This is a genomic window from Sphingomonas carotinifaciens, from assembly GCF_009789535.1.
Lineage (GTDB): Bacteria > Pseudomonadota > Alphaproteobacteria > Sphingomonadales > Sphingomonadaceae > Sphingomonas > Sphingomonas carotinifaciens.
On the sequence record NZ_WSUT01000005.1, the window covers coordinates 1262152 to 1282055 of the forward strand.

Here is a 19904-nt window from a genome sequence, read left to right on the forward strand (position 1 = left end):
GTTGAGCCGCGTTGTGCCAGGCGTCAGCCGCCGTCGGGGAAGTCGGTGGCCAGTGCTTCGTCACGCAGCGACTCGATCTCGGCCAGCCGCTCGCGCAGGCGCTGGACGACCGCATCGTGGCCCCAGCGGCCGAGGACGAGGTGGCGGGGCGGGTCGGCGCGTTCGGTGAGCGCGATCATCGCGTCGGCGGCGCGGACCGGGTCGCCGGCCTGCTGACCGCTGATGTCGCTGGTGCTTTTCATGCGGGCACCGGCCGTCTCGGCATAGGCGGCGATGCGGTTCGGCGTCTGGCGCAGCGAGCGGCCGGCCCAGTCGGTGCGGAACGGGCCGGGCTCGACGCAGGTGACGTGGAGGCCGAGCGGCGCGACTTCGGCGGCGAGCGAATCGGACCAGCCCTCCACCGCGTGTTTGCTGGCGGCGTAGTAGCCGGAGGCGGGGAAGCCGGCTAGGCCGGCGACGGAGGTGATGTTGAGGATGTGGCCGCGGCCGGCGTGGCGCATCAGGGGCAGGACGGCGCGGGTGAGAGCGAACAGGCCGAAGACGTTGGCGTCGAACTGGGCGCGGATCTCCTCCTCCACGCCCTCCTCGATCGCGGCCTGGTAGCCATAGCCGGCATTGTTCACCAGCACGTCGATGCGGCCGAAGCGCGTTTTCGCCGCGTCCACCGCGGCGGCGATCTGGCCGGCGTCGGTGACATCGAGATCGAGGGCGAGCAGGGCGTCGCCATCGCCCGACAGATCGGCGACGCGGGCGCGGTCGCGTGCGGTGGCGACGACGCGCCATCCGCGTGCGAGCACGCGTTCCGCCAGCGCACGGCCGAAGCCGGTGGAACAGCCGGTGATGAACCAGACGGGGGTGTCGGACATGGGGAAATGTGCCTCTGGGTGAAGGGTTTGCCCCTCTACGCAGGTGGTCGGGTGCGGTTCCTTATCCGTCCCGTGCCAGCGCCTTCAGCCGGTAGAGCGCGTCGAGCGCCTCGCGCGGGGACAGGCTGTCGACGTCGATCGCCTCCACCGCGCTGCGGATGGCGTCGCATTGTTCTTCCTCGGCCTGGGCGACGGCAGCGAAGAGGGGGAGGTCGTCGAGGCCGGCGGCGAGCCCGCCGGTCCGGGCGCGGCCGGCCTCGAGCCGGGCAAGGACGGACTTGGCGCGGGCGATGGTGGCGGGGGGCATGCCGGCGAGGCGGGCGACGGCGAGGCCGTAGCTGCGGTCGGCGGGGCCGGTGGCGACCTCGTGCAGCAGCACCAGTTCGCCCTTCCATTCGCGCGCGCGGACATGATGGAGACTGAGCGCCTCGCAGCGCTCCGCCAGCCGGGTCAGTTCATGGTAATGGGTCGCGAACAGGCAGCGGCAGCGATTATCCTCGTGGATCGCCTCCACCACCGCCCAGGCGATGGCGAGCCCGTCATAGGTGGAGGTGCCGCGGCCGACCTCGTCCAGGATGACCAGGCTGCGCGGCGTCGCCTGTGCCAGGATCGCGGCGGTTTCCACCATCTCGACCATGAAGGTCGAGCGGCCGCGCGCGAGATTGTCCGACGCGCCGACGCGGCTGAACAGGCGATCGACCAGCCCGATGCGCGCGCGGGTGGCGGGAACGTAGCTGCCCGCCTGCGCCAGCACCGCGATCAGAGCATTCTGGCGCAGAAAGGTGGATTTGCCGCCCATGTTCGGCCCGGTGACCAGCCATAGCCGCGACCCTTCCGACAACTGGCAGTCATTGGCGACGAAACGCTCGCCCGAGCGCGCGACCGCGGCCTCGACCACCGGATGGCGGCCGCCCGTCACCTCGAAACAGGCATGATCGACCAGTTCGGGGCGGACCCAGCCGCCCTCCGCCGCGCGCTCGGCCAGTGCGCTCGCCACGTCCAGCCGGGCAAGCGCATCGGCGGTGGCCGCGATCCGGTCGCGCGCGGCGAGCGCCTGGGCGATCAGCTCCTCCAGATGCGCGGCCTCGGCAGCGAGCGCGTGCGCGCCGGCCTGCGACACCTTGGCGGCGACTTCGTGCAGCGCGGGCGTGTTGAAGCGGACGACGCCCGCCAGCGTCTGGCGGTGGGTGAAGCCCGAATCGGGCTTCATGAGCGAATCGGCGGCGCGCGCCGGCACCTCGACATGATAGCCCAGCACGCCGTTGTGGCGGATCTTGAGCGCGGTGATGCCGGTCTGGATGCGGAACTCCGCCTCCAGCGCCGCGATCGCGCGGCGGCCGCCGGCACCGGTGTCACGCAGATCGTCCAGCGCGGCGTCGTAGCCGGCCGCGATATAGCCCCCTTCCGATGCCTCGATCGGGGGGGTGGGAACGAGCGCGCGGGTCAGCAGGTCGATCAGTGCGCCATGGCCGCGCAACTGCGGCACGATCTGCTCAAGCAGCGCCGGCCCCCCGCCGAGTCGGTCGGCGAGCCGCCATGCGCCGTCCAGACCGTCGCGAAGCTGGCCGAGGTCGCGTGGGGAGCCGCGACGGGCGACGAGACGGCCGAGGGCGCGGCCGATATCGGGTAGCGCGCGCAGGGCGCCGCGCAGGGTTTCGCGCAGCGCCGGATCGTCATGGAAGAATTGCACCAGATCCAGCCGCGCCTCGACCGCGGCACGATCCATCAGCGGCGCACCGATATCGCCGCCAAGCGCACGGGCGCCGGCGCCGGTCGCGGTGCGATCCACGGTGTCGAGCAGAGAGCCCTTGCGCTGGCCGCCGGTGGTGCAGGTGAGTTCCAGGCTGTCGCGCGTCGCGGCGTCGATCGCCATCGTCCCCGCCGCCTGCACCAGCACGGGCGGGCGGAGGAAGGGGAGCGCGCCCTTGGCGGTGTGGTCGAGATAGGCGACGAGCCCGCCGGCGGCGGCGAGCGCGGCGCGGCCGAACTGGCCGAAGCCATCCAGCGTGGCGACGCCGAACAGACGCTTCAGTCGTGCCTCGCCGCTCGCGCTGTCGAAATCCGCCCTGGGGCGCAGGCCGGTGGCGGCCTGGGTATAATCGCCCGTCTCGCTGGCGATCGTCTCGGCAGGCGCAAGGCGGGCAAGCTCGGCGCCGATCGCATCGGCGCTGGCGTCGATCACCAGGAAGCGGCCGGTGGAGACATCGGCGGCGGCCAGCGCGACCTCGCCGCCCGCTTCACCGATGGCGACGCACCAATTGTCGGTGCGGGCATCCAGCAGCGCCTCCTCGGTCAGCGTGCCGGCGGTGACGACGCGGACGATGCCGCGCGCGACCAGTGCCTTTGATCCGCCGCGTGCCTTGGCCTCGGCCGGGGTTTCGGTCTGTTCGGCGATGGCGACGCGGTGCCCCGCCTTGATCAGGCGTTGCAGATAGGCGGTGGCGGCATGGACGGGCACGCCGCACATCGGGATCTTCTCACCCGCATGCTCGCCGCGGCTGGTGAGGGCGATGTCCAGCACGCCGCTTGCAACCCGCGCATCTTCAAAGAAAAGTTCGAAAAAGTCGCCCATGCGGTAGAAGAGCAGGCAATCCTCGGCCTCCGCCTTGAGCGCGAGATACTGGGCCATCATCGGGGTGGGAGCGGACATGGCCACCGGTTAGGGGTTGCACCGCGCGCGGGCAACGGCCTTGAAAGCGGGGGGCGAAAGCTTCAAGAGCCGTAGCGTCCCGTTATCCGCATACGAAGGTCGCCCATGTCCGAAGAACCCACCGACCAGTTTTCCGAGCGCGAAGCACTGCTGTTCCACTCCGAGGGGCGGCCGGGCAAGATCGAGATCATCGCATCCAAGCCGATGGCGACGCAGCGCGACCTGGCGCTGGCCTATTCGCCGGGCGTGGCCGTGCCGGTGAAGGCGATCGCCGACGATCCCGCCACCGCCTATGACTATACCGCCAAGGGCAATCTGGTCGCGGTGATCTCCAACGGCACGGCGATCCTGGGTCTCGGTAATCTGGGCGCGCTCGCCTCCAAGCCGGTGATGGAGGGCAAGGCGGTGCTCTTCAAGCGCTTCGCCGATGTCGACTCGATCGACATCGAGCTGAAGACCGAGGACGTCGATCGCCTGATCGATGCGATCGAGCTGATGGAGCCGAGCTTCGGCGGCATCAATCTTGAGGACATCAAGGCGCCGGAATGCTTCATCATCGAGCAGACGCTGCGCGAGCGGATGAACATCCCGGTCTTCCACGACGACCAGCACGGCACCGCGATCATCTGCGCCGCCGGCCTGATCAACGCCTGCCTGCTGACCAACCGGAAGCTGGAGGACGTGAAGGTCGTCGTGAACGGCGCGGGCGCCGCCGCGATCGCCTGCACCGAATTGATGAAGGCGATGGGCGTTCGCCAGAACAACGTCATCATGTGCGACCGCACGGGCGTGATCTATCAGGGGCGCGACGACATCAACCAGTGGCAGTCGGCGCATGCCGCGGTCACCGATCGCCGCACCCTGACCGAGGCGCTGCACGGCGCCGACGTGTTCCTGGGGCTGTCGGCCGCGGGCGCGCTGAAGCCCGAAATGGTCAAGGACATGGCCAAGTCGCCGATCATCTTCGCGATGGCCAATCCGGAGCCGGAAATCCGCCCCGAACTGGCCAAGGCGGCCCGGCCCGACGCGATCGTGGCGACCGGCCGGTCGGATTATCCGAACCAGGTCAACAACGTCATCGGCTTCCCCTTCATCTTCCGCGGCGCGCTGGACGTGCGCGCGACGGGCATCAACGACGAGATGAAGATCGCCGCCGCCAATGCCATCGCGGAACTGGCGCGCCAGCGCGTGCCGGAGGAAGTGGCGCTGGCTTACGGCACGCAGCACAGCTTTGGCCCCGAATATATCATCCCGGCGCCGTTCGATCCGCGGCTGATGGAACTGGTGCCCTCCGCGGTCGCCAAGGCGGCGATGGATTCGGGCGTGGCGACGCGGCCGATCCTGGACATGGCGGCGTATCGCCAGAAGCTGCGCGCGCGCCTGAACCCGACGACGTCGGTACTGACCATGGCCTATGAGGGCGCACGGGCGCATCCCAAGCGCGTGCTGTTCGCCGAGGGCGAGGAAGAGGTGGTCCTGCGCGCCGCCATCGCGTTCAAGGAAGGCGGCTATGGTATCCCGGTGCTGGTCGGACGCGACGATGTCCATGACCGGCTGGCGGCGCTCGGCGTGTCGAAGCCCGAGGAATATGAGGTGCATAACAGCCGCACCTCGACCCTGGTGCAGGAGATGGTCGACTTCCTGTACGAGCGGCTGCAGCGCCGCGGCTATCTGCGCCGCGATGCCGAGCGGCTGATCAACCAGGACCGCAACACCTTTGCCGCGACGCTGCTCCAGCTCGGCCATGCCGATGCGATGATCACCGGCGTCACCCGCACCTATGCCAAGACCTTCCGCGACGTGCGCCGGGTGATCGATCCGGTGGACGGCAAGGTGCCGTTCGGCATCCACCTGCTGGTCGGGCAGAGCCACACGGTGTTCATCGCCGACACCACGGTGAACGAGCGGCCGTCGGGCGAGGAACTGGCCGATATCGCCGAGCGCACCGCGGCGGTGGCGCGCCGCATGGGGCATGAGCCGCGGGTGGCGTTCCTCAGCTACTCGACCTTCGGCAACCCGCATGGCCAGTGGATCGACAATGTCCGGGCAGGCGTGGCGGCGCTCGACCGCCGACAGGTCAGCTTCGAATATGAGGGCGAGATGGCGCCGGACGTGGCGCTGAACCCGAAGCAGATGAAGAACTTCCCCTTTGCGCGGCTGTCGGGGCCGGCGAACGTCCTCATCATGCCGGGGCTGCAATCGGCCAACATCTCGGCCAAGCTGCTGCGCGAACTGGGCGGCGACGACATGATCGGCCCGATGCTGATCGGCATGGAAAAGCCGGTGCAGATCGCGCCGATGACCTCCACGGCCAGCGAGCTGGTGACGCTGGCGGTGCTGGCGGCGGGCGGTATCGCGCGGTAACGCCTGCGAGACGATCGGGACATGATCGAAGGGCCGGGGAAGCGATCCTCCGGCCCTTTTAGTTATGTTGACCTGATCGGGGATGGTCCCACGAAAAAGGGGCCGGAGGATCGCTCCCCCGGCCCCTTTTTTGCGTCGATCGGACTAGCCGTCAGTCGAGCGGCTTGGCGATCTCCGGCTGCATCGCGGGGTCGTCCACCACGTCGATGATCCCGCGGCCGACATAGCTGCGGCGGCGGCTGTAGCCGAAATAGATGAGCAGCCCCAGCGCGCCCCATACCGGCAGCACCAGGATCGCGATCAGCGGCAGCGAGAAATACAGGTACAGACAGCCGACGATCGCAAGCGGGGCGACGATCCAGATGGCGGGGGTGCGGAAGGGGCGATGGCGGGTCGGGTCGACCTTGCGCAGCACCAGCACCGAGATCGCCACCATGAAGAAGGCGAACAGCGTGCCCGAATTGGAATAATCGGCCAGCTTGCCCACCGGCAGGAAGGCGGCGGCGATGGTGGCGGCGATGCCGGTGACGACCGTCACGACGTGCGGCGTCTTGTAGCGCGGATGTACCGAGGCGAGCTTGTCGGGCAGCAAGCCGTCACGCGCCATGGTGAAGAACACGCGGGTCTGGCCGAACATCATCATCAGCACGACCGAGGGCAGCGCCAGCGTGGCGGCAAGGCCGATCAGGTTGCCGATCTTCACCCAGCCGAAGGTGCGCAGCACATGGGCCAACGCCTCGCGCGAGCAGGGCAGGGGCTCCAGTGCACCGCCTGCGACCAGCGCCTGGCAACGGGCGGCGATCTCGGACGAACCGGGGGCGAGCAGCGTTCCGGCCGCGTCGCGCACCGGCTGCGCACCCAGCGGCGATCCGATCGCGCCGGCCGACACCAGGATATAGAAGATGGTGCAGAAGAGCAGCGATGCGATCAGGCCGATCGGCACGTTGCGCTGCGGGTTCTTGGTTTCCTCCGCGGCGGTCGAGACCGCGTCGAAGCCGACATAGGCAAAGAAGATCGAGGCCGCGGCCCCCGCCACGCCGACCATGCCGGTGGGCATGAAGGGCTGGAAATTCTCGACGTTCATCATCGGGATGGACAGCACGATGAACAGCGTGAGGGCGGCCACCTTGATCGCGACCAGCACCGCGTTGACGCGGGCGCTCTCCGTGGTGCCGACGACCAGCAGCCAGGTCACGAGAACGGTGATGATCATCGCCGGCAGGTTGACATAGCCGCCCGCGGACGGGCCGTTCACCCATTCCATCGGAATGTCGATGCCCAGCAGGTTGCGCAACTGCCCGACGACATAACCGGACCAGCCGACCGCCACCGCCGAGGCGCCGACCGCATATTCCAGGATCAGCGCCCAACCGACCATCCAGGCGAGCAGTTCGCCCATCACGGCATAGGTATAGGTATAGGCGGACCCGGCGACCGGGACCATCGAGGCGAGTTCGGAATAGCAGAGCGCGGCCACCGCGCAGACGAACCCGGCGATGACGAACGAGATCATCATGCCGGGGCCGGCCTTTTGCGCGGCCTCCGACGTCAGAACGAAGATGCCGGTGCCGATCACTGCACCGATGCCCAGCATGGTGAGCTGGAAGGCGCCGAGCGTGCGTTCGAGGCCTCGCTTCTCGGCGGTCGCCAAAATGGCGTCCAAAGGCTTAACGCGCCCAAAAATCATGTACTTAAATCCCCCCGGGGAGCCGGGCACCGTGTGCGCCCGTGGTCTTGGATGGGATCGTAGGTTAGCTGCAATTTTATTGCGCGCAATCCCTATCGCGCCAGCATGGGCCCGAGTGGCCGGCCGCCGAAGATATGTACGTGAAGATGCGGCACTTCTTGCCCGGCATCGCCGCCGATATTGACCAGCAGGCGGTAGCCGGGCGCCACCAGCCCGGCCTCGCGCGCGACATGGCCGACCGCGCGAACGAAGCCGGCGATCTCCGCGTCGGAACCGCGGGCGGTGAAATCGTCCCACGAGACGTAAGCGCCGCGCGGGATGACCAGGATGTGCTGCGGGGCGACGGGTGCGATGTCGTGAAAGGCGACGGCCCATTCATCCTCGTACACGCGGCTGGACGGGATCTCGTTTCGCAGGATCCTCGCAAAGATGTTCCCGTCATCATAGGGCTGGGTGGCATCGATCGGCATCGGTCAGGCTCCCTTGGTACGCGCGGCCTTTTCGGCATGGCCGGACAATCCTTCGCGGCGGTCGAGTTCAGCGCGGACATCGTCCAGGTCGAGGCCGGCGTCGGCGAGCAGCACGCACAGGTGGAACATCAGGTCGGCCGCTTCGGAGACGAGCTTGTCGGGTTGTGCCATGGCGGCGATCACGGTTTCCACCGCCTCCTCGCCCAGCTTCTGCGCGATCTTGGGGCGGCCCTTGGCGAAGAGGCTGGCGACGTAGGAGGTGGCGGGGTCGGCGGTGCGCCGGTCGCGGATGGTGGCTTCGAGGCGGTGGAAGGCGTCCATGGCGGCCGTGGTGGCGGCTGCGGCGGGCGCGGTCAATCCCGGCGGCGTCCACGCAGGCGGCGGCGGACGAACCAGATCGCGGCGACGGCGCAGGCGAAGAGCGCGAGGTCGGAGAGTTCGGGGTGCGTTCTGGGTGGGTGGACCGGAGCCTGCGCCGTGGATACCATTCAGTGCGTCCGGACCGGTACGCCGGCGGCGGCAAGCGCGCGGTGGGCGTCGGCGACGGTGGCCTCGCCGAAATGGAAGATCGAGGCGGCGAGGACTGCCGAGGCGTGGCCGTCGCGGACGCCAGCGACCAGATCGTCCAGCGTGCCGACCCCGCCCGAGGCGACGACGGGGACGCTGGTGCGGTCGGCGATGGCGCGGATCAGGTCGAGGTCGTAGCCGCCGCGGGTACCGTCGCGGTCCATCGAGGTGACGAGCAGTTCGCCGGCACCGAGATCGGCGAGGCGCAGCGCGTGTTGGACCGCATCGATCCCGGTCGCGCGCCGGCCGCCATGGGTGAACACCTCCCAGCCGTCCCCCGTCCGCCGCGCGTCGATCGAGGCGACGCAGCACTGGCTGCCGAAGCGTTCGGCAATGTCGGCGACGATTTCGGGACGGGTGACGGCGGCGGAATTGACCGCGACCTTGTCCGCGCCCGCCAGCAGCAGCGCGCGGGCATCGTCGGCGGAGCGGACGCCCCCGCCCACGGTCAGCGGCATGAAGCAGACCGCGGCGGTGCGGCGTACCACGTCGAGGATGGTGCCGCGTGCCTCGTGGCTGGCGGTGATGTCGAGGAAGCAGAGTTCGTCCGCACCGGCGGCGTCATAGGCGCGTGCCTGCTCGACGGGATCGCCGGCATCGATCAGGTCGACGAAGTTGACGCCCTTGACGACGCGGCCGTTCGCCACGTCGAGACAGGGGATGACGCGTGCGCGAACCGTCATGCCGCGTTCGCCACGCTGATCGCCGCGGCGAGGTCGAGCCGGCCGTCGTAGAGCGCGCGGCCGGTGATGACGCCTTCCACCCCATCGCGGTGATGGACGGCGAGCATGTGGATGTCGCCGATCCCCGCGACGCCGCCGCTGGCGATGACGGGGATGTCGACGCTGCGCGCGAGATCGACCGTCGCCTCGACATTGCAGCCCTTGAGCAACCCGTCGCGGCCGACATCGGTGAAGAGCAAAGCGGCGACGCCGGCATCCTCGAACCGGCGGGCAAGGTCAGTGGCAGTGACGGTGGAGACGTCCGCCCAGCCCTTGGTCGCGACCATGCCGTCCCTGGCATCGACCGCGACGACGATGCCGCCGGGGAAGGCGCGTGCCATGTCGCGGACGAAATCGGGGTTTTCGAGTGCGGCGGTACCGATCACGACGCGCGACACGCCGAGATCGAACCATTGCTCCACGCTTTCGGGCGTGCGGATGCCGCCGCCCAGTTGCACATGGCCCGGAAAACGCGACACGATGCCGCGCACCGCGTCGCCGTTCACCGACCTGCCGGCAAAGGCGCCGTCGAGATCGACGACATGGAGATGCTGCGCGCCGCTTGTCGCGAACAATTCGGCCTGGTGCGCGGGATCGTCGCCATAGACGGTGGCACGGTCCATGTCGCCTTCGGCGAGGCGGACGACCTGGCCACCCTTCAGATCGATGGCGGGAAAGACGATCAGGCTCACGGTTGCCACTCCAGGAAACGGGAAAGAAGATCGATGCCGTAGCGCTGGCTCTTCTCGGGGTGAAACTGCACGCCGATCACCGTGTCGCGGCCGATCGCGGCGGTGACCGGACCGGCATGGTCGGTGGTGGCGAGGACATGCTCGCCCTCAAAGGCATAGCTGTGCAGGAAATAGGCCTCGCCGGGCACGATGAGCGGGTGGCCGGTGGTCGGCACCACGTCGTTCCAGCCCATGTGCGGCACCTTGGCCGCCATCGTGCCGGGCTCCAGCCGCCGGACGCGGCCGGGAACCCAGCCGAGCCCGCGATGCGTGCCCATTTCCTCGCCGGCGTCGGCCAGCAACTGCATGCCGACGCAGACGCCGAGGAACGGGCGGGCGCGGTCCAGCGCGGCGGTGCGCAGGGCTTCCTCCAGTCCGTCGACCCGGCGCAGATTGGCCGCACATGCCCCGAACGCGCCGACACCGGGCAGGACGATGCGGTCCGCCCTTGCCACCACGTCCGGGTCGGCGGTGATGACGATATCGGTCGCGCCGGCGGCACGCAGCGCGTTTTCCACCGAATGCAGGTTGCCCGATTCGATATCGATCAGCGCCAGCGTCACAGCACGCCCTTGGTCGAGGGGACGGCGTCCGCCTTGCGCGGGTCGATCTCCACCGCCATGCGCAGCGCCCGCGCCAGGCCCTTGAACAGGCTTTCGGCGATGTGGTGGTTGTTGTGACCATGCAGCAGATCGACGTGGAGGGTGATGCCCGCCTCCTGCGCGAAGCTGTGAAAGAAATGCTCGATCATCTCGGTCTGCAGCGTGCCGAGCGACTGAACGGTGAACGTCGCGTTCCAGACGAGCCAGGGCCGCCCGGAAATGTCGAGCGCGATGCGGGTCAGCGTCTCGTCCATCGGCGACAAGGCCTCGCCGTAGCGGCGGATGCCGCGCTTGTCGCCCAGCGCCTTGGCGAAGGCCTGTCCGATCGCCAGCCCGGCATCCTCGGTGGTGTGGTGGCCATCGATATGCAGGTCGCCCGCGACCTTCACCTCCAGGTCGATCAGCGAATGGCGGGCAAGCTGGTCGAGCATGTGGTCGAGAAAGCCGATGCCGGTTTCGTTGGCATAGCAGCCTGTCCCGTCGAGGTTGACGGTCACGTCGATGGCGGTTTCCGCGGTGGCGCGGTGGACGGTGGCGGTGCGCATGCCAGCCCCATACCCTACGGCGCGTTCCATGCAATCTTGGGCCCAAGCAATCTTGACCCGCCACCAAACCCCGCTAGTCCAAGGGGCATGACCGATGGATTGCCAGACAGCCTGATTCCGTACGATGAAATCGTGCAGGAGGCGCTGCGCGCCGTGGTGGGCCGCGTGCTTGGGTCCGTGGCGGCGGCCGGCGGATTGCCCGGCGACCACCATTTCTACATCACCTTCAAGACGCAGGCACCGGGGGTGGATATTCCCCAGCGGCTGATCGACCGGTTCCCGGACGAGATGACGATCGTGCTGCAGAATCGCTACTGGGACCTGCTGGTCGACGACTCGCGCTTCTCGGTGGGGCTGAGCTTCAACCAGGTGCCGTCGAAGCTGAACATTCCCTATTCAGCGATCACCGGCTTCCATGATCCGGCGGTGAATTTCGAGCTGCGCTTCCAGGCGACCGAGGGGCCAAACGACGGTCCCGAGCCGCATGACGAGGCGGAAAATGACGGCCCCGTCGCCACGCCGGTCGAGGATGGCAGCAACGTCGTCGCGGTGGACTTTAAGCGGAAGAAGTGATCGATAAGTAAGGGGGGCAAGCAGTGTTGCGCTGCTTGGCATCCCCTCACCCAACCCTCTCCCCGGTGGGGAGAGGGCTTTAGACGGGAACCCTTCGGGGTCAGCCGCGTAGCCCGTGGCATGAGCCAGACCCGCACCGAAACCGATTCGATCGGCCCGATCGACGTTCCCGCCGACGCCTATTGGGGCGCGCAGACCGAACGCAGCCTGGAAAACTTCCCCTTCGGCCCGCGCGAGCGGATGCCGGTGGAGATCGTCCGGGCGCTCGCCATCGTGAAGCAGGCGGCGGCGCGGGTGAACCGCAGGCATGGCCTGGACGCGGCAAAGGCCGAGGCGATTGAGTCGGCGGCGGCCGAGGTGGTGGCGGGCAAGCTGGACGACCAGTTTCCGCTCGTCATCTGGCAGACGGGGTCCGGCACCCAGTCCAACATGAACGCCAACGAGGTGATCGCGGGCCGCGCCAACGAGGTGCTGAGCGGCACGCGCGGCGGCAAGAGCCCGGTGCATCCCAATGACGATGTGAATCGCGGCCAATCCTCCAACGATACCTTTCCGACCGCCCTGCATGTCGCCGCCGCGCTGGCGGTGACGGGGCAGCTTTATCCGGCGCTCGACCGGCTGCACGACGCGCTGGCGGCCAAGGCGGCGGAATGGGACGATCTGGTCAAGATCGGGCGAACCCATTTGCAGGATGCGACGCCGCTGACGCTGGGCCAGGAATTCTCCGGCTATGTTCAGCAACTCGCCAATGCGCGCGACCGGATCGCCGGCACGCTGGAGCGCAACATCATGCCGCTGGCGCAAGGGGGCACCGCGGTCGGCACCGGGCTGAACGCGCCGGCCGGGTTCGCCGAGGCGGTGGCCGCGGAGATCGCCGGACTGACCGGCCTGCCGTTCGTCACCGCGCCCAACAAGTTCGAGGCGCTGGCATCGAATGACGGGCTGGTCGACCTGCACGGCACGCTGAACGTGCTGGCGGTGGCGCTGACCAAGATCGCCAACGATATCCGGCTGCTGGGGTCGGGGCCGCGCTCTGGTCTCGGCGAACTGGAATTGCCGGCCAACGAGCCCGGCAGCTCGATCATGCCGGGCAAGGTCAACCCGACCCAGGCCGAGATGATGACGATGGTCGCCGCGCAGGTGATGGGCAACAACACCGCCGTCACCATCGGTGGCCTGCAGGGGCATATGGAGCTGAACGTCTTCAAGCCGCTGATCGGGGCGGCGGTGCTGCGCTCGATCGCGTTGCTCAGCGTGGCGATGGAAAGCTTTGCCGAGCGGACGGTGGAGGGGATGACGGCCAATCGCGACCGGATCGGCGAACTGGTCGATCGTTCGCTGATGCTGGTCACCGCGCTGGCGCCCGAGATCGGGTACGACAATGCCGCCAAGATCGCCAAGCATGCGCACCAGCAGGGCCAGACGCTGAAGCAGGCGGGACTCGAACTGGGGCTGGTCGACGAGGCGACCTTCGACCGTGTCGTCCGCCCGGAGGCGATGATCGGGCGTTAGGCGCGGGAACCATCGGCCGGCCCGAACATCTTTGCACAAAGGAGATCGTTCACATGGGTGCAACAACGATAGGCGCGCTGGTCGGCGGAGCGATCGACAGCATGAGCGGCGACGACAGCGCCGCGGACGGGGCGCTGATCGGCGCGATCACCGCCAATGTGCTGAAGGTCGTGGTGCCCATCGCCATCACCTACGCGGTCGGCTGGACCGTGCTGCGCGGTGCCGGTGAACTGAAGGACAAGGTTTTTGGAGAAGTGGCATGATCGGTAAGATTGTTGGCGCGCTGGTCGGGCGCGAGATGAGCCGGCGTGACGGCGCAGGCGGGCTGAAGGGTGCGGCACTGGGCGCGATCGTCGCCGGGGGCATGCGCCGGCTGGGTCCGCTGGGTCTGGTGCTGGGCGGCGGATATGCGGCAAAGAAGGCCTATGACCGCCGCCGCATGAGCAAGCAGGGCGTGCCGCCCCGCTACTGATGCCCGGCGACACGGACTTGCGAAACGAAAGCGGGTGCGCCACGGGGCGCACCCGTTTTGCGTTTCTCCTCCAGTAGATCCCCGAGTCGATCCATGTCCCCCGATGCCACGGCCGCCGCGCAGGAAGCGCGCTTCGCGGCCGACCTGACCGCCGCGCTGAATCATCAGCCGGCCACCGTGCTGCTGGCGGTATCCGGTGGTCCGGACAGCATGGCGATGCTGCTGCTGGCGGCGGCGGCGATGCCGGGGCGGATCAGGGCGGCGACGGTGGACCATCGCCTGCGCCCCGAAGCGGCGGCGGAGGCGGCGATGGTGGCCAGGCTGTGCGAAACGCTGGGCGTGCCCCACGCCACGCTGGTCCCGGCGGAGCCGATCGCCGGCTCCAGCATCCAGGCACGGGCCCGCAGCGCGCGCTATGCGCTCCTGGCCGAGCATGCGCGGGCGATCGGTGCCGAGGCGATCGCGACCGCGCATCATGTCGACGATCAGGCGGAGACGTTTCTGATGCGCGCGGCGCGCGGATCGGGGCTGTCGGGCCTGTCCGGGGTGCGCGCGCGGACGGTGATCGCCGGGATCGCGGTGGTGCGGCCCCTGCTGGAATGGCGGCGTGCCGAGCTGCGCGCGATCGTCCGCCGGGCCGAGGCGCCGTTCGTGGACGATCCCGCCAATGCCGATCCGCGACACGACCGGACCCGCTTTCGCCAGTTGTTGGACCGCAACGAGTGGCTGGACCCGCCGCATCTGGCGCGCGCCGCGGCGTTGCTGGCGGAGGCGGACGGCGACATCCGCGCGACCGTGGAATGGTTCTGGGGCGAGCGGGCGCAGGTGGATGGGGACAATGTGCGGCTGCTGGCGGCGGGATTGCCGCGTGAGGTGACGCGGCGGCTGGTGCGGCGGGCGATCGGCACGGTGCGCGAGGCGGCGGGCATCACGACGCCGCCGTGGAGCGAATCGGCGCAGATCGAGGCGTTGCTCGACGGTCTGGCCGAGGGGCGGCGGGCGACGCAGGCGGGCGTGATCGGCAGTGCGCGGGGGGACATGTGGCGATTCCGCCCCGCGCCGCCGCGGCGGACCGGCTGACCAGGGCGCAAACGCCGGCATTTCGGGCCGTTCGACGCCCTTATGCGCCCGGCGATCACATTGATCGGGGTTGTTCCATTGCCATTAACCGGGCCGCGCCTATCTTGGCAGTCGGAAAGGTATCACGCACCGATGAGCGACCACGACAAGCAGCCTGGCCCCGGCAATGATGGTGGGGGCAATCCCTGGATGAAAAGCCTGCTGGTCTGGGTGGGCATTCTGCTGGCCCTGGCCCTGTTCGTGACGATGTTCGACGGCCGGACCGCGACCGCGCGTGGCAACCAGATCGAATATTCGACCTTCCTGGACAAGGTGGACGAGGGCACGGTGAAGGACGCCGTGATCTCGCGCGAATCGATCACCGGCACGCTGTCGTCCGGCGAGGCGTTCCGAACGACGCCGGTGCAGGATTCGCAGCTCATCCCGCGCCTGCGCGAAAAGGGCGTGACCTTCACCGCCAAGGTGGATGAGGGTCCCTCGGTGTGGATGCTGATGATCTACAACGCGCTGCCGTTCCTGCTTTTCCTGGGCATCGCCTTTTTCGTGCTGCGCCAGATGCAGAAGGGCGGCGGTGCCAGCGGTGCGATGGGCTTCGGCAAGAGCCGTGCGCGCATGCTGACGCAGAAGGAAGGCAAGGTCACCTTCGACGACGTTGCCGGCATCGACGAGGCGCGCGAGGAGTTGCAGGAGATCGTCGAGTTCCTGAAGGACCCGTCGAAGTTTGCACGCCTCGGCGGCAAGATCCCGAAGGGGGCGCTGCTGGTCGGCTCGCCGGGTACCGGCAAGACGCTGCTCGCCCGCGCCATCGCGGGGGAGGCGGGCGTGCCGTTCTTCACCATCTCGGGTTCGGACTTCGTGGAGATGTTCGTCGGCGTCGGCGCGAGCCGCGTCCGTGACATGTTCGAGCAGGCCAAGAAGTCCGCGCCGTGCATCGTCTTCATCGACGAAATCGATGCGGTCGGCCGTCATCGTGGTGCCGGCCTCGGCAATGGCAATGACGAGCGCGAGCAGACGCTGAACCAGTTGCTGGTCGAGATGGACGGTTTCGAGGCGAACGAGGGCATCATCATCATCGCGGCGACCAACCGTCCCGACGTGCTGGACCCCGCGCTGCTGCGTCCCGGTCGTTTCGACCGCCAGGTCGTGGTGCCGCGCCCGGATATCGATGGTCGCGTCAAGATCCTCGAAGTGCATATGAAGAAGGTGCCGCTGGCGCCCGACGTCGATGCGCGCACGATCGCACGCGGCACGCCGGGCTTTTCGGGCGCCGATCTCGCCAACCTCGTCAACGAGGCGGCGCTGATGGCGGCGCGCAAGTCCAAGCGGCTTGTCGCCATGGCCGAGTTCGAGGAAGCCAAGGACAAGGTGATGATGGGCGCCGAGCGGCGTTCGATGGTGATGACCGACGATGAGAAGCGGATGACCGCCTATCATGAGGCCGGTCACGCGATCGTGGCATTGCACGAGCCTGCCTCCGACCCGATCCACAAGGCGACGATCATCCCGCGCGGCCGCGCGCTGGGCATGGTGATGCGCCTGCCGGAACGCGACTCGTACAGCTATCACCGCGACAAGATGTACGCGAACCTGGCGGTGTCGATGGGCGGCCGTGTCGCCGAAGAGATCATCTTCGGCTATGATAAGGTGTCCTCCGGCGCGTCTGGCGACATCCAGTATGCCACCGGTCTGGCGCGCGACATGGTCACCAAATGGGGCATGTCGGACAAGGTCGGTCCGGTCGAATATTCGCAGCCCGAGGGCGAATCCTTCCTGGGATATTCGTCGTCGCAACCGGTGCGGATGTCGAACCAGACGCAGCAACTGATCGATGACGAGATTCGCGCCATCGTCGAGGGCGGTCTGGCCAAAGCCAAGCAGGTGCTGACCGACCATGTCGACCAGCTTCACCTGCTGGCGGGGGCGCTGCTCGAATATGAGACGTTGTCGGGCGACGAGATCAAGACGCTGATCGCGGGTGACGATCTGGATCGTCCCGATCCTTCGACGAAGAAGGTGACGATCGCCAAGGCGGGGACGTCGATCCCGAAGACGCGGCGGCCCAGCGGGCCGTTCGGTTCGCCGAGTCCCTTGGGGGCGTAAGCGGTTCGGCTTTGATGGGAGAAAGGCCGCGGTTCCGGAGGGAGCCGCGGCCTTTTTCGTGTAGACATGTTTTGGTGCGATTTGCCCTCTCTCCGTGGGGGAGAGGGCATTGGACGTTCTATCGCAACAGGTCCCGCCCGACGATCATGCGCATGACCTGGTTCGTGCCCTCCAGGATCGAATGGACGCGCAGGTCGCGCCAGAAGCGCTCGATCGGATAATCCATCAGATAGCCGTAGCCGCCATGCAGTTGCAGCGCGCGATCGACGACCGCGGAGCCGGTGTCGGTCGCCAGGCGCTTGGCCATGGCGGCGAAGCGGGTCTTGTCGGGTGCGTCGGCGGTAACCTTCGCGGCGGCGAGATAGAGCAGCGCGCGTGACGCCTCCAGTTCGGTCGCCATGTCGGCCAGCGTGAACTGCGTCGCCTGGAAATCGGCGATGGCCTTGTTGAACTGCTTGCGATCCTTCACATAGGTGATCGCTTCGTCCAGGCAGCGCTGCGCACCGCCCAGCGAACAGGCGCCGATGTTGAGGCGGCCGCCGTCGAGGCCCGTCATCGCGATGCGAAAGCCTTCGCCCTCCGCGCCGACGCGGTTGGCGACGGGCACGCGAACCTGATCGAACGTCACCTGGCGCGTCGGCTGCGAATGCCAACCGAGCTTGCGTTCGTTCGCGCCGAACGAGACGCCGGGCATGTCCTTGTCGATCACCAGGCAGGAGATGCCCTTGGGGCCTTCCTCACCGGTGCGGACCATGGTGACATAGACCTCGTTCTCGCCGCCGCCGGAGATGAACTGCTTGGAGCCGGTGACGATATAATCGTCGCCGTCGCGCACCGCGCGGGTCTTGAGCGCGGCCGCGTCCGAACCTGATCCGGGTTCGGTCAGGCAATAGCTGGCGAGCCGATCCATGGTGACCAGATCGGGCAGGTAGCGCGCCTTCAGATCGGGGTCGCCGTAGCGGTCGATCATCCAGGAGGCCATGTTGTGGATCGAGATAAAGGCCGAGGTAGAGGGGCAGCCATAGGCCATCGCCTCCATGATCAGCGCCGCCTCCAGCCGGCCGAGCGCGATGCCGCCCGACTCTTCCGATACGTAGATGGCGGCGAAGCCCAGCTCGGCGGCCGCCTTGATCGTGTCGCGCGGGAAGATGTGTTTCTCATCCCATTCGGCGGCAAAGGGGGTGATGCGGTCGGCGGTGAAGCGGCGGGCGAGGTCCTGGATCTCGCGCTGCTCGTCGGTCAACTGGAACTGGTCGGTCATGGCGGTCCTGTTCGGGCGATCGGATGGTTACCGGGGGGTGGGCGCTGGAGGGATCGGCGTCATCCCATGGTCGGAATGACGAACGCGTCCTGCACGCGCGACGAACCGCCATCCTCGCTGCCGGTGGACAGCGCGGAGCCGTCGGGCCAGCGTTGCGTCACCGTCTTCACCTTGGTCCAGAAGCGGACGCCTTCCATCCCATGCTGGTTGACGTCGCCAAAGGCGGAGCGTTTCCAGCCGCCGAAGCTGTGATAGGCGACCGGCACGGGGATCGGCACGTTGATGCCGACCATGCCGACATTGACCCGCGCTGCGAATTCGCGCGCGGCATGGCCGTTGCGGGTGAAGATGGCGACGCCGTTGCCGTATTGATGTTCGCTCGGCAGGCGGAGCGCGGTTTCGAAATCGGGCGCGCGGACGATCTGGAGGACGGGACCGAAGATTTCCTCGCGGTAGCTGTCCATCGCGGGCGTGACATGGTCGAACAGCGAGGGGCCGATGAAGAAGCCCTGTTCATGGCCCTGGAGCGAGAAGCCGCGGCCATCGACGACGAGCTCTGCGCCCTCTTCCACGCCCTTGGCGATCCAGCCTTCGACACGCGCCTTGTGCGCCGCGTTGACGACGGGGCCGTAATGCGCGTCGGCATCCATAGAAACGCCCACCCGGAGCGCCCCGATCGCCGGGATCAGCTTCTCGCGCAGTGCGTCCGCGGTGCGCTCGCCGACGGGTACGACGACGGGAAGCGCCATGCAGCGTTCGCCCGCCGAGCCGAAGGCGGCGCCCGCCAGATCGGCGACGACCTGATCGAGATCGGCATCGGGCATGACGATGCCGTGGTTCTTGGCGCCGCCCATCGCCTGCACGCGCTTGCCCGCCTCGACGCCGCGGCGATAGACATAGTGCGCGATGTCGGAGGAGCCAACGAAGCTGACGGCGGAGATGGCGGGGTGGTCGAGGATCGCGTCGACCATTTCCTTGTCGCCGTGGACGACCTGCAGGATGCCCTCGGGCGCGCCGGCCTCCAGCATCAGTTCGGCGAGGCGGACGGGAACGGACGGGTCGCGCTCCGACGGCTTCAGGATGAAGGCATTGCCGCACGCGATGGCGACGCCGAACATCCACATCGGAATCATGCCGGGAAAGTTGAACGGGGTGATGCCGGCACCGATGCCCAGTGGCTGGCGCATGGAATAGACGTCGATGCCGGGGCCGGCGCCCTGGGTATATTCGCCCTTCAGGACGTGCGGGATGCCGCAGGCGAATTCGATCACCTCCAGCCCACGCTGGATGTCGCCCTTCGAATCGGCGATGACCTTGCCGTGTTCGGCGGAGAGCAGATGGGCCAGCGCCTCCATCTCGCGCTCGACCAGTTCCTTGAAGCGGAACATCACGCGTGCGCGGCGCTGCGGATTGGTGGCCGCCCAGCCGGGCTGCGCGGCAAGAGCGGCGGCGACGGCGCGGTCGAGATCGGCGGCGGTGCCCAGCGGCACACGCGCCTGGACCTGGCCGCTATTGGGGTCGAACACCTCGCCGTGGCGGGTCGCCGCGGTGCCGCTGCCGGCACCGGCGATTACATGGTCGATCACGCGCATGATACTCTCCTTCGCTTCGGTGGGCTGTTGGGCCTCTTTCCAACCGTTGTAATTTCATTGCTTGGCCGCGCAAGTCTCGAATGACGGCATCGGGCCGGGGAAAAGTCGTT

Annotated in this window: 18 protein-coding genes; 7 read left to right on the top strand and 11 right to left on the bottom strand. The window is 68.0% G+C overall.

Features of this window, described 5'->3' with window-relative positions; translation table 11 throughout:
- Positions 1 to 23: 23 nt before the first annotated feature.
- Entirely contained in the window at positions 24 to 866 is an 843-nt protein-coding gene (locus GQR91_RS07925) for an oxidoreductase (protein WP_149682173.1), read from the bottom strand.
- A 61-nt stretch (positions 867 to 927) separates the two neighbouring features.
- On the bottom strand, positions 928 to 3498 hold the full coding sequence (mutS, locus tag GQR91_RS07930) for a DNA mismatch repair protein MutS (protein ID WP_149682371.1): 2571 nt from the start codon (positions 3496 to 3498) through the stop codon (positions 928 to 930).
- Positions 3499 to 3621: 123 nt separating this feature from the next.
- Between mutS and GQR91_RS07935 the strand changes: the two genes are divergently transcribed.
- Positions 3622 to 5880, top strand: a complete 2259-nt coding sequence (locus tag GQR91_RS07935; RefSeq protein ID WP_149682172.1) for an NADP-dependent malic enzyme — start codon at positions 3622 to 3624, stop codon at positions 5878 to 5880.
- Positions 5881 to 6031: 151 nt separating this feature from the next.
- Here the strand turns inward: GQR91_RS07935 and GQR91_RS07940 are convergent, their stop codons facing one another.
- The 7 genes from GQR91_RS07940 to hisB all read right to left on the bottom strand — a co-directional run bounded on the left by GQR91_RS07940 (position 6032) and on the right by hisB (position 11204).
- Positions 6032 to 7567, bottom strand: a complete 1536-nt coding sequence (locus GQR91_RS07940; protein ID WP_112382052.1) for an amino acid permease — start codon at positions 7565 to 7567, stop codon at positions 6032 to 6034.
- 92 nt (positions 7568 to 7659) lie between these two features.
- The gene (locus tag GQR91_RS07945) at positions 7660 to 8037 is read right to left on the bottom strand and encodes a histidine triad nucleotide-binding protein (RefSeq protein ID WP_149682171.1); all 378 of its coding nucleotides are present in this window, start codon (positions 8035 to 8037) and stop codon (positions 7660 to 7662) included.
- Positions 8038 to 8040: 3 nt separating this feature from the next.
- Positions 8041 to 8358, bottom strand: a complete 318-nt coding sequence (locus tag GQR91_RS07950) for a phosphoribosyl-ATP diphosphatase (protein WP_149682370.1) — start codon at positions 8356 to 8358, stop codon at positions 8041 to 8043.
- Between the two features lie 167 nt (positions 8359 to 8525).
- Positions 8526 to 9287 (bottom strand): imidazole glycerol phosphate synthase subunit HisF, encoded by a 762-nt coding sequence (gene hisF / locus GQR91_RS07955; protein WP_149682170.1) that lies wholly within the window; start codon positions 9285 to 9287, stop codon positions 8526 to 8528.
- On the bottom strand, positions 9284 to 10018 hold the full coding sequence (hisA, locus tag GQR91_RS07960) for a 1-(5-phosphoribosyl)-5-[(5-phosphoribosylamino)methylideneamino]imidazole-4-carboxamide isomerase (protein WP_149682169.1): 735 nt from the start codon (positions 10016 to 10018) through the stop codon (positions 9284 to 9286). The genes hisF and hisA overlap by 4 nt, the downstream gene beginning before the upstream one ends.
- Positions 10015 to 10620 carry an imidazole glycerol phosphate synthase subunit HisH gene (gene hisH / locus GQR91_RS07965; RefSeq protein WP_112382056.1) on the bottom strand — a complete coding sequence of 202 codons (606 nt, stop codon included), beginning with the start codon at positions 10618 to 10620 and terminating at the stop codon, positions 10015 to 10017. Before hisH ends, hisA begins: the two co-directional genes overlap by 4 nt.
- Complete coding sequence (hisB, locus tag GQR91_RS07970; RefSeq protein ID WP_149682168.1) at positions 10617 to 11204, bottom strand: imidazoleglycerol-phosphate dehydratase HisB; 588 nt, start codon at positions 11202 to 11204, stop codon at positions 10617 to 10619. Before hisB ends, hisH begins: the two co-directional genes overlap by 4 nt.
- Positions 11205 to 11291: 87 nt before the next feature.
- On the opposite strand from hisB, the gene GQR91_RS07975 reads away from it, so the two are divergent.
- The 6 genes from GQR91_RS07975 (at position 11292) to ftsH (ending at position 16941) form a co-directional block, all read left to right on the top strand.
- On the top strand, positions 11292 to 11777 hold the full coding sequence (locus GQR91_RS07975) for an SspB family protein (RefSeq protein ID WP_112382058.1): 486 nt from the start codon (positions 11292 to 11294) through the stop codon (positions 11775 to 11777).
- Between the two features lie 120 nt (positions 11778 to 11897).
- The gene (gene fumC, locus GQR91_RS07980) at positions 11898 to 13289 is read left to right on the top strand and encodes a class II fumarate hydratase (RefSeq protein WP_149682167.1); all 1392 of its coding nucleotides are present in this window, start codon (positions 11898 to 11900) and stop codon (positions 13287 to 13289) included.
- Between the two features lie 53 nt (positions 13290 to 13342).
- A complete protein-coding gene (locus tag GQR91_RS07985; protein ID WP_149682166.1) occupies positions 13343 to 13552 on the top strand; it encodes a hypothetical protein in 210 nt (69 codons plus the stop codon).
- Positions 13549 to 13761: a hypothetical protein gene (locus GQR91_RS07990; RefSeq protein ID WP_149682165.1), complete on the top strand. Its 213-nt coding sequence runs from the start codon at positions 13549 to 13551 to the stop codon at positions 13759 to 13761. Before GQR91_RS07985 ends, GQR91_RS07990 begins: the two co-directional genes overlap by 4 nt.
- Before the next feature lie 93 nt (positions 13762 to 13854).
- Positions 13855 to 14841: a tRNA lysidine(34) synthetase TilS gene (tilS, locus tag GQR91_RS07995; RefSeq protein ID WP_149682164.1), complete on the top strand. Its 987-nt coding sequence runs from the start codon at positions 13855 to 13857 to the stop codon at positions 14839 to 14841.
- A gap of 132 nt (positions 14842 to 14973) precedes the next feature.
- Complete coding sequence (gene ftsH, locus GQR91_RS08000; RefSeq protein WP_149682163.1) at positions 14974 to 16941, top strand: ATP-dependent zinc metalloprotease FtsH; 1968 nt, start codon at positions 14974 to 14976, stop codon at positions 16939 to 16941.
- 118 nt (positions 16942 to 17059) lie between these two features.
- On the opposite strand, the gene GQR91_RS08005 is transcribed toward ftsH, so the two are convergent.
- The gene (locus GQR91_RS08005) at positions 17060 to 18202 is read right to left on the bottom strand and encodes an acyl-CoA dehydrogenase family protein (protein ID WP_149682162.1); all 1143 of its coding nucleotides are present in this window, start codon (positions 18200 to 18202) and stop codon (positions 17060 to 17062) included.
- A 59-nt stretch (positions 18203 to 18261) separates the two neighbouring features.
- The gene (locus GQR91_RS08010) at positions 18262 to 19794 is read right to left on the bottom strand and encodes a CoA-acylating methylmalonate-semialdehyde dehydrogenase (protein ID WP_149682161.1); all 1533 of its coding nucleotides are present in this window, start codon (positions 19792 to 19794) and stop codon (positions 18262 to 18264) included.
- Positions 19795 to 19904: the final 110 nt, after the last annotated feature.

Bases quoted from the DNA above. Each gene is read 5' to 3' on its own strand.
- GQR91_RS07925 (WP_149682173.1), bottom strand. From the start codon at position 866: ATGTCCGACACCCCCGTCTGGTTCATCACCGGCTGTTCCACCGGCTTC.
- mutS (WP_149682371.1), bottom strand. From the start codon at position 3,498: ATGATGGCCCAGTATCTCGCGCTCAAGGCGGAGGCCGAGGATTGCCTG.
- GQR91_RS07935 (WP_149682172.1), top strand. From the start codon at position 3,622: ATGTCCGAAGAACCCACCGACCAGTTTTCCGAGCGCGAAGCACTGCTG.
- GQR91_RS07940 (WP_112382052.1), bottom strand. From the start codon at position 7,567: ATGATTTTTGGGCGCGTTAAGCCTTTGGACGCCATTTTGGCGACCGCC.
- GQR91_RS07945 (WP_149682171.1), bottom strand. From the start codon at position 8,037: ATGCCGATCGATGCCACCCAGCCCTATGATGACGGGAACATCTTTGCG.
- GQR91_RS07950 (WP_149682370.1), bottom strand. From the start codon at position 8,358: ATGGACGCCTTCCACCGCCTCGAAGCCACCATCCGCGACCGGCGCACC.
- hisF (WP_149682170.1), bottom strand. From the start codon at position 9,287: ATGACGGTTCGCGCACGCGTCATCCCCTGTCTCGACGTGGCGAACGGC.
- hisB (WP_149682168.1), bottom strand. From the start codon at position 11,204: ATGCGCACCGCCACCGTCCACCGCGCCACCGCGGAAACCGCCATCGAC.
- GQR91_RS07975 (WP_112382058.1), top strand. From the start codon at position 11,292: ATGACCGATGGATTGCCAGACAGCCTGATTCCGTACGATGAAATCGTG.
- fumC (WP_149682167.1), top strand. From the start codon at position 11,898: ATGAGCCAGACCCGCACCGAAACCGATTCGATCGGCCCGATCGACGTT.
- GQR91_RS07985 (WP_149682166.1), top strand. From the start codon at position 13,343: ATGGGTGCAACAACGATAGGCGCGCTGGTCGGCGGAGCGATCGACAGC.
- GQR91_RS07990 (WP_149682165.1), top strand. From the start codon at position 13,549: ATGATCGGTAAGATTGTTGGCGCGCTGGTCGGGCGCGAGATGAGCCGG.
- tilS (WP_149682164.1), top strand. From the start codon at position 13,855: ATGTCCCCCGATGCCACGGCCGCCGCGCAGGAAGCGCGCTTCGCGGCC.
- ftsH (WP_149682163.1), top strand. From the start codon at position 14,974: ATGAGCGACCACGACAAGCAGCCTGGCCCCGGCAATGATGGTGGGGGC.
- GQR91_RS08005 (WP_149682162.1), bottom strand. From the start codon at position 18,202: ATGACCGACCAGTTCCAGTTGACCGACGAGCAGCGCGAGATCCAGGAC.
- GQR91_RS08010 (WP_149682161.1), bottom strand. From the start codon at position 19,794: ATGCGCGTGATCGACCATGTAATCGCCGGTGCCGGCAGCGGCACCGCG.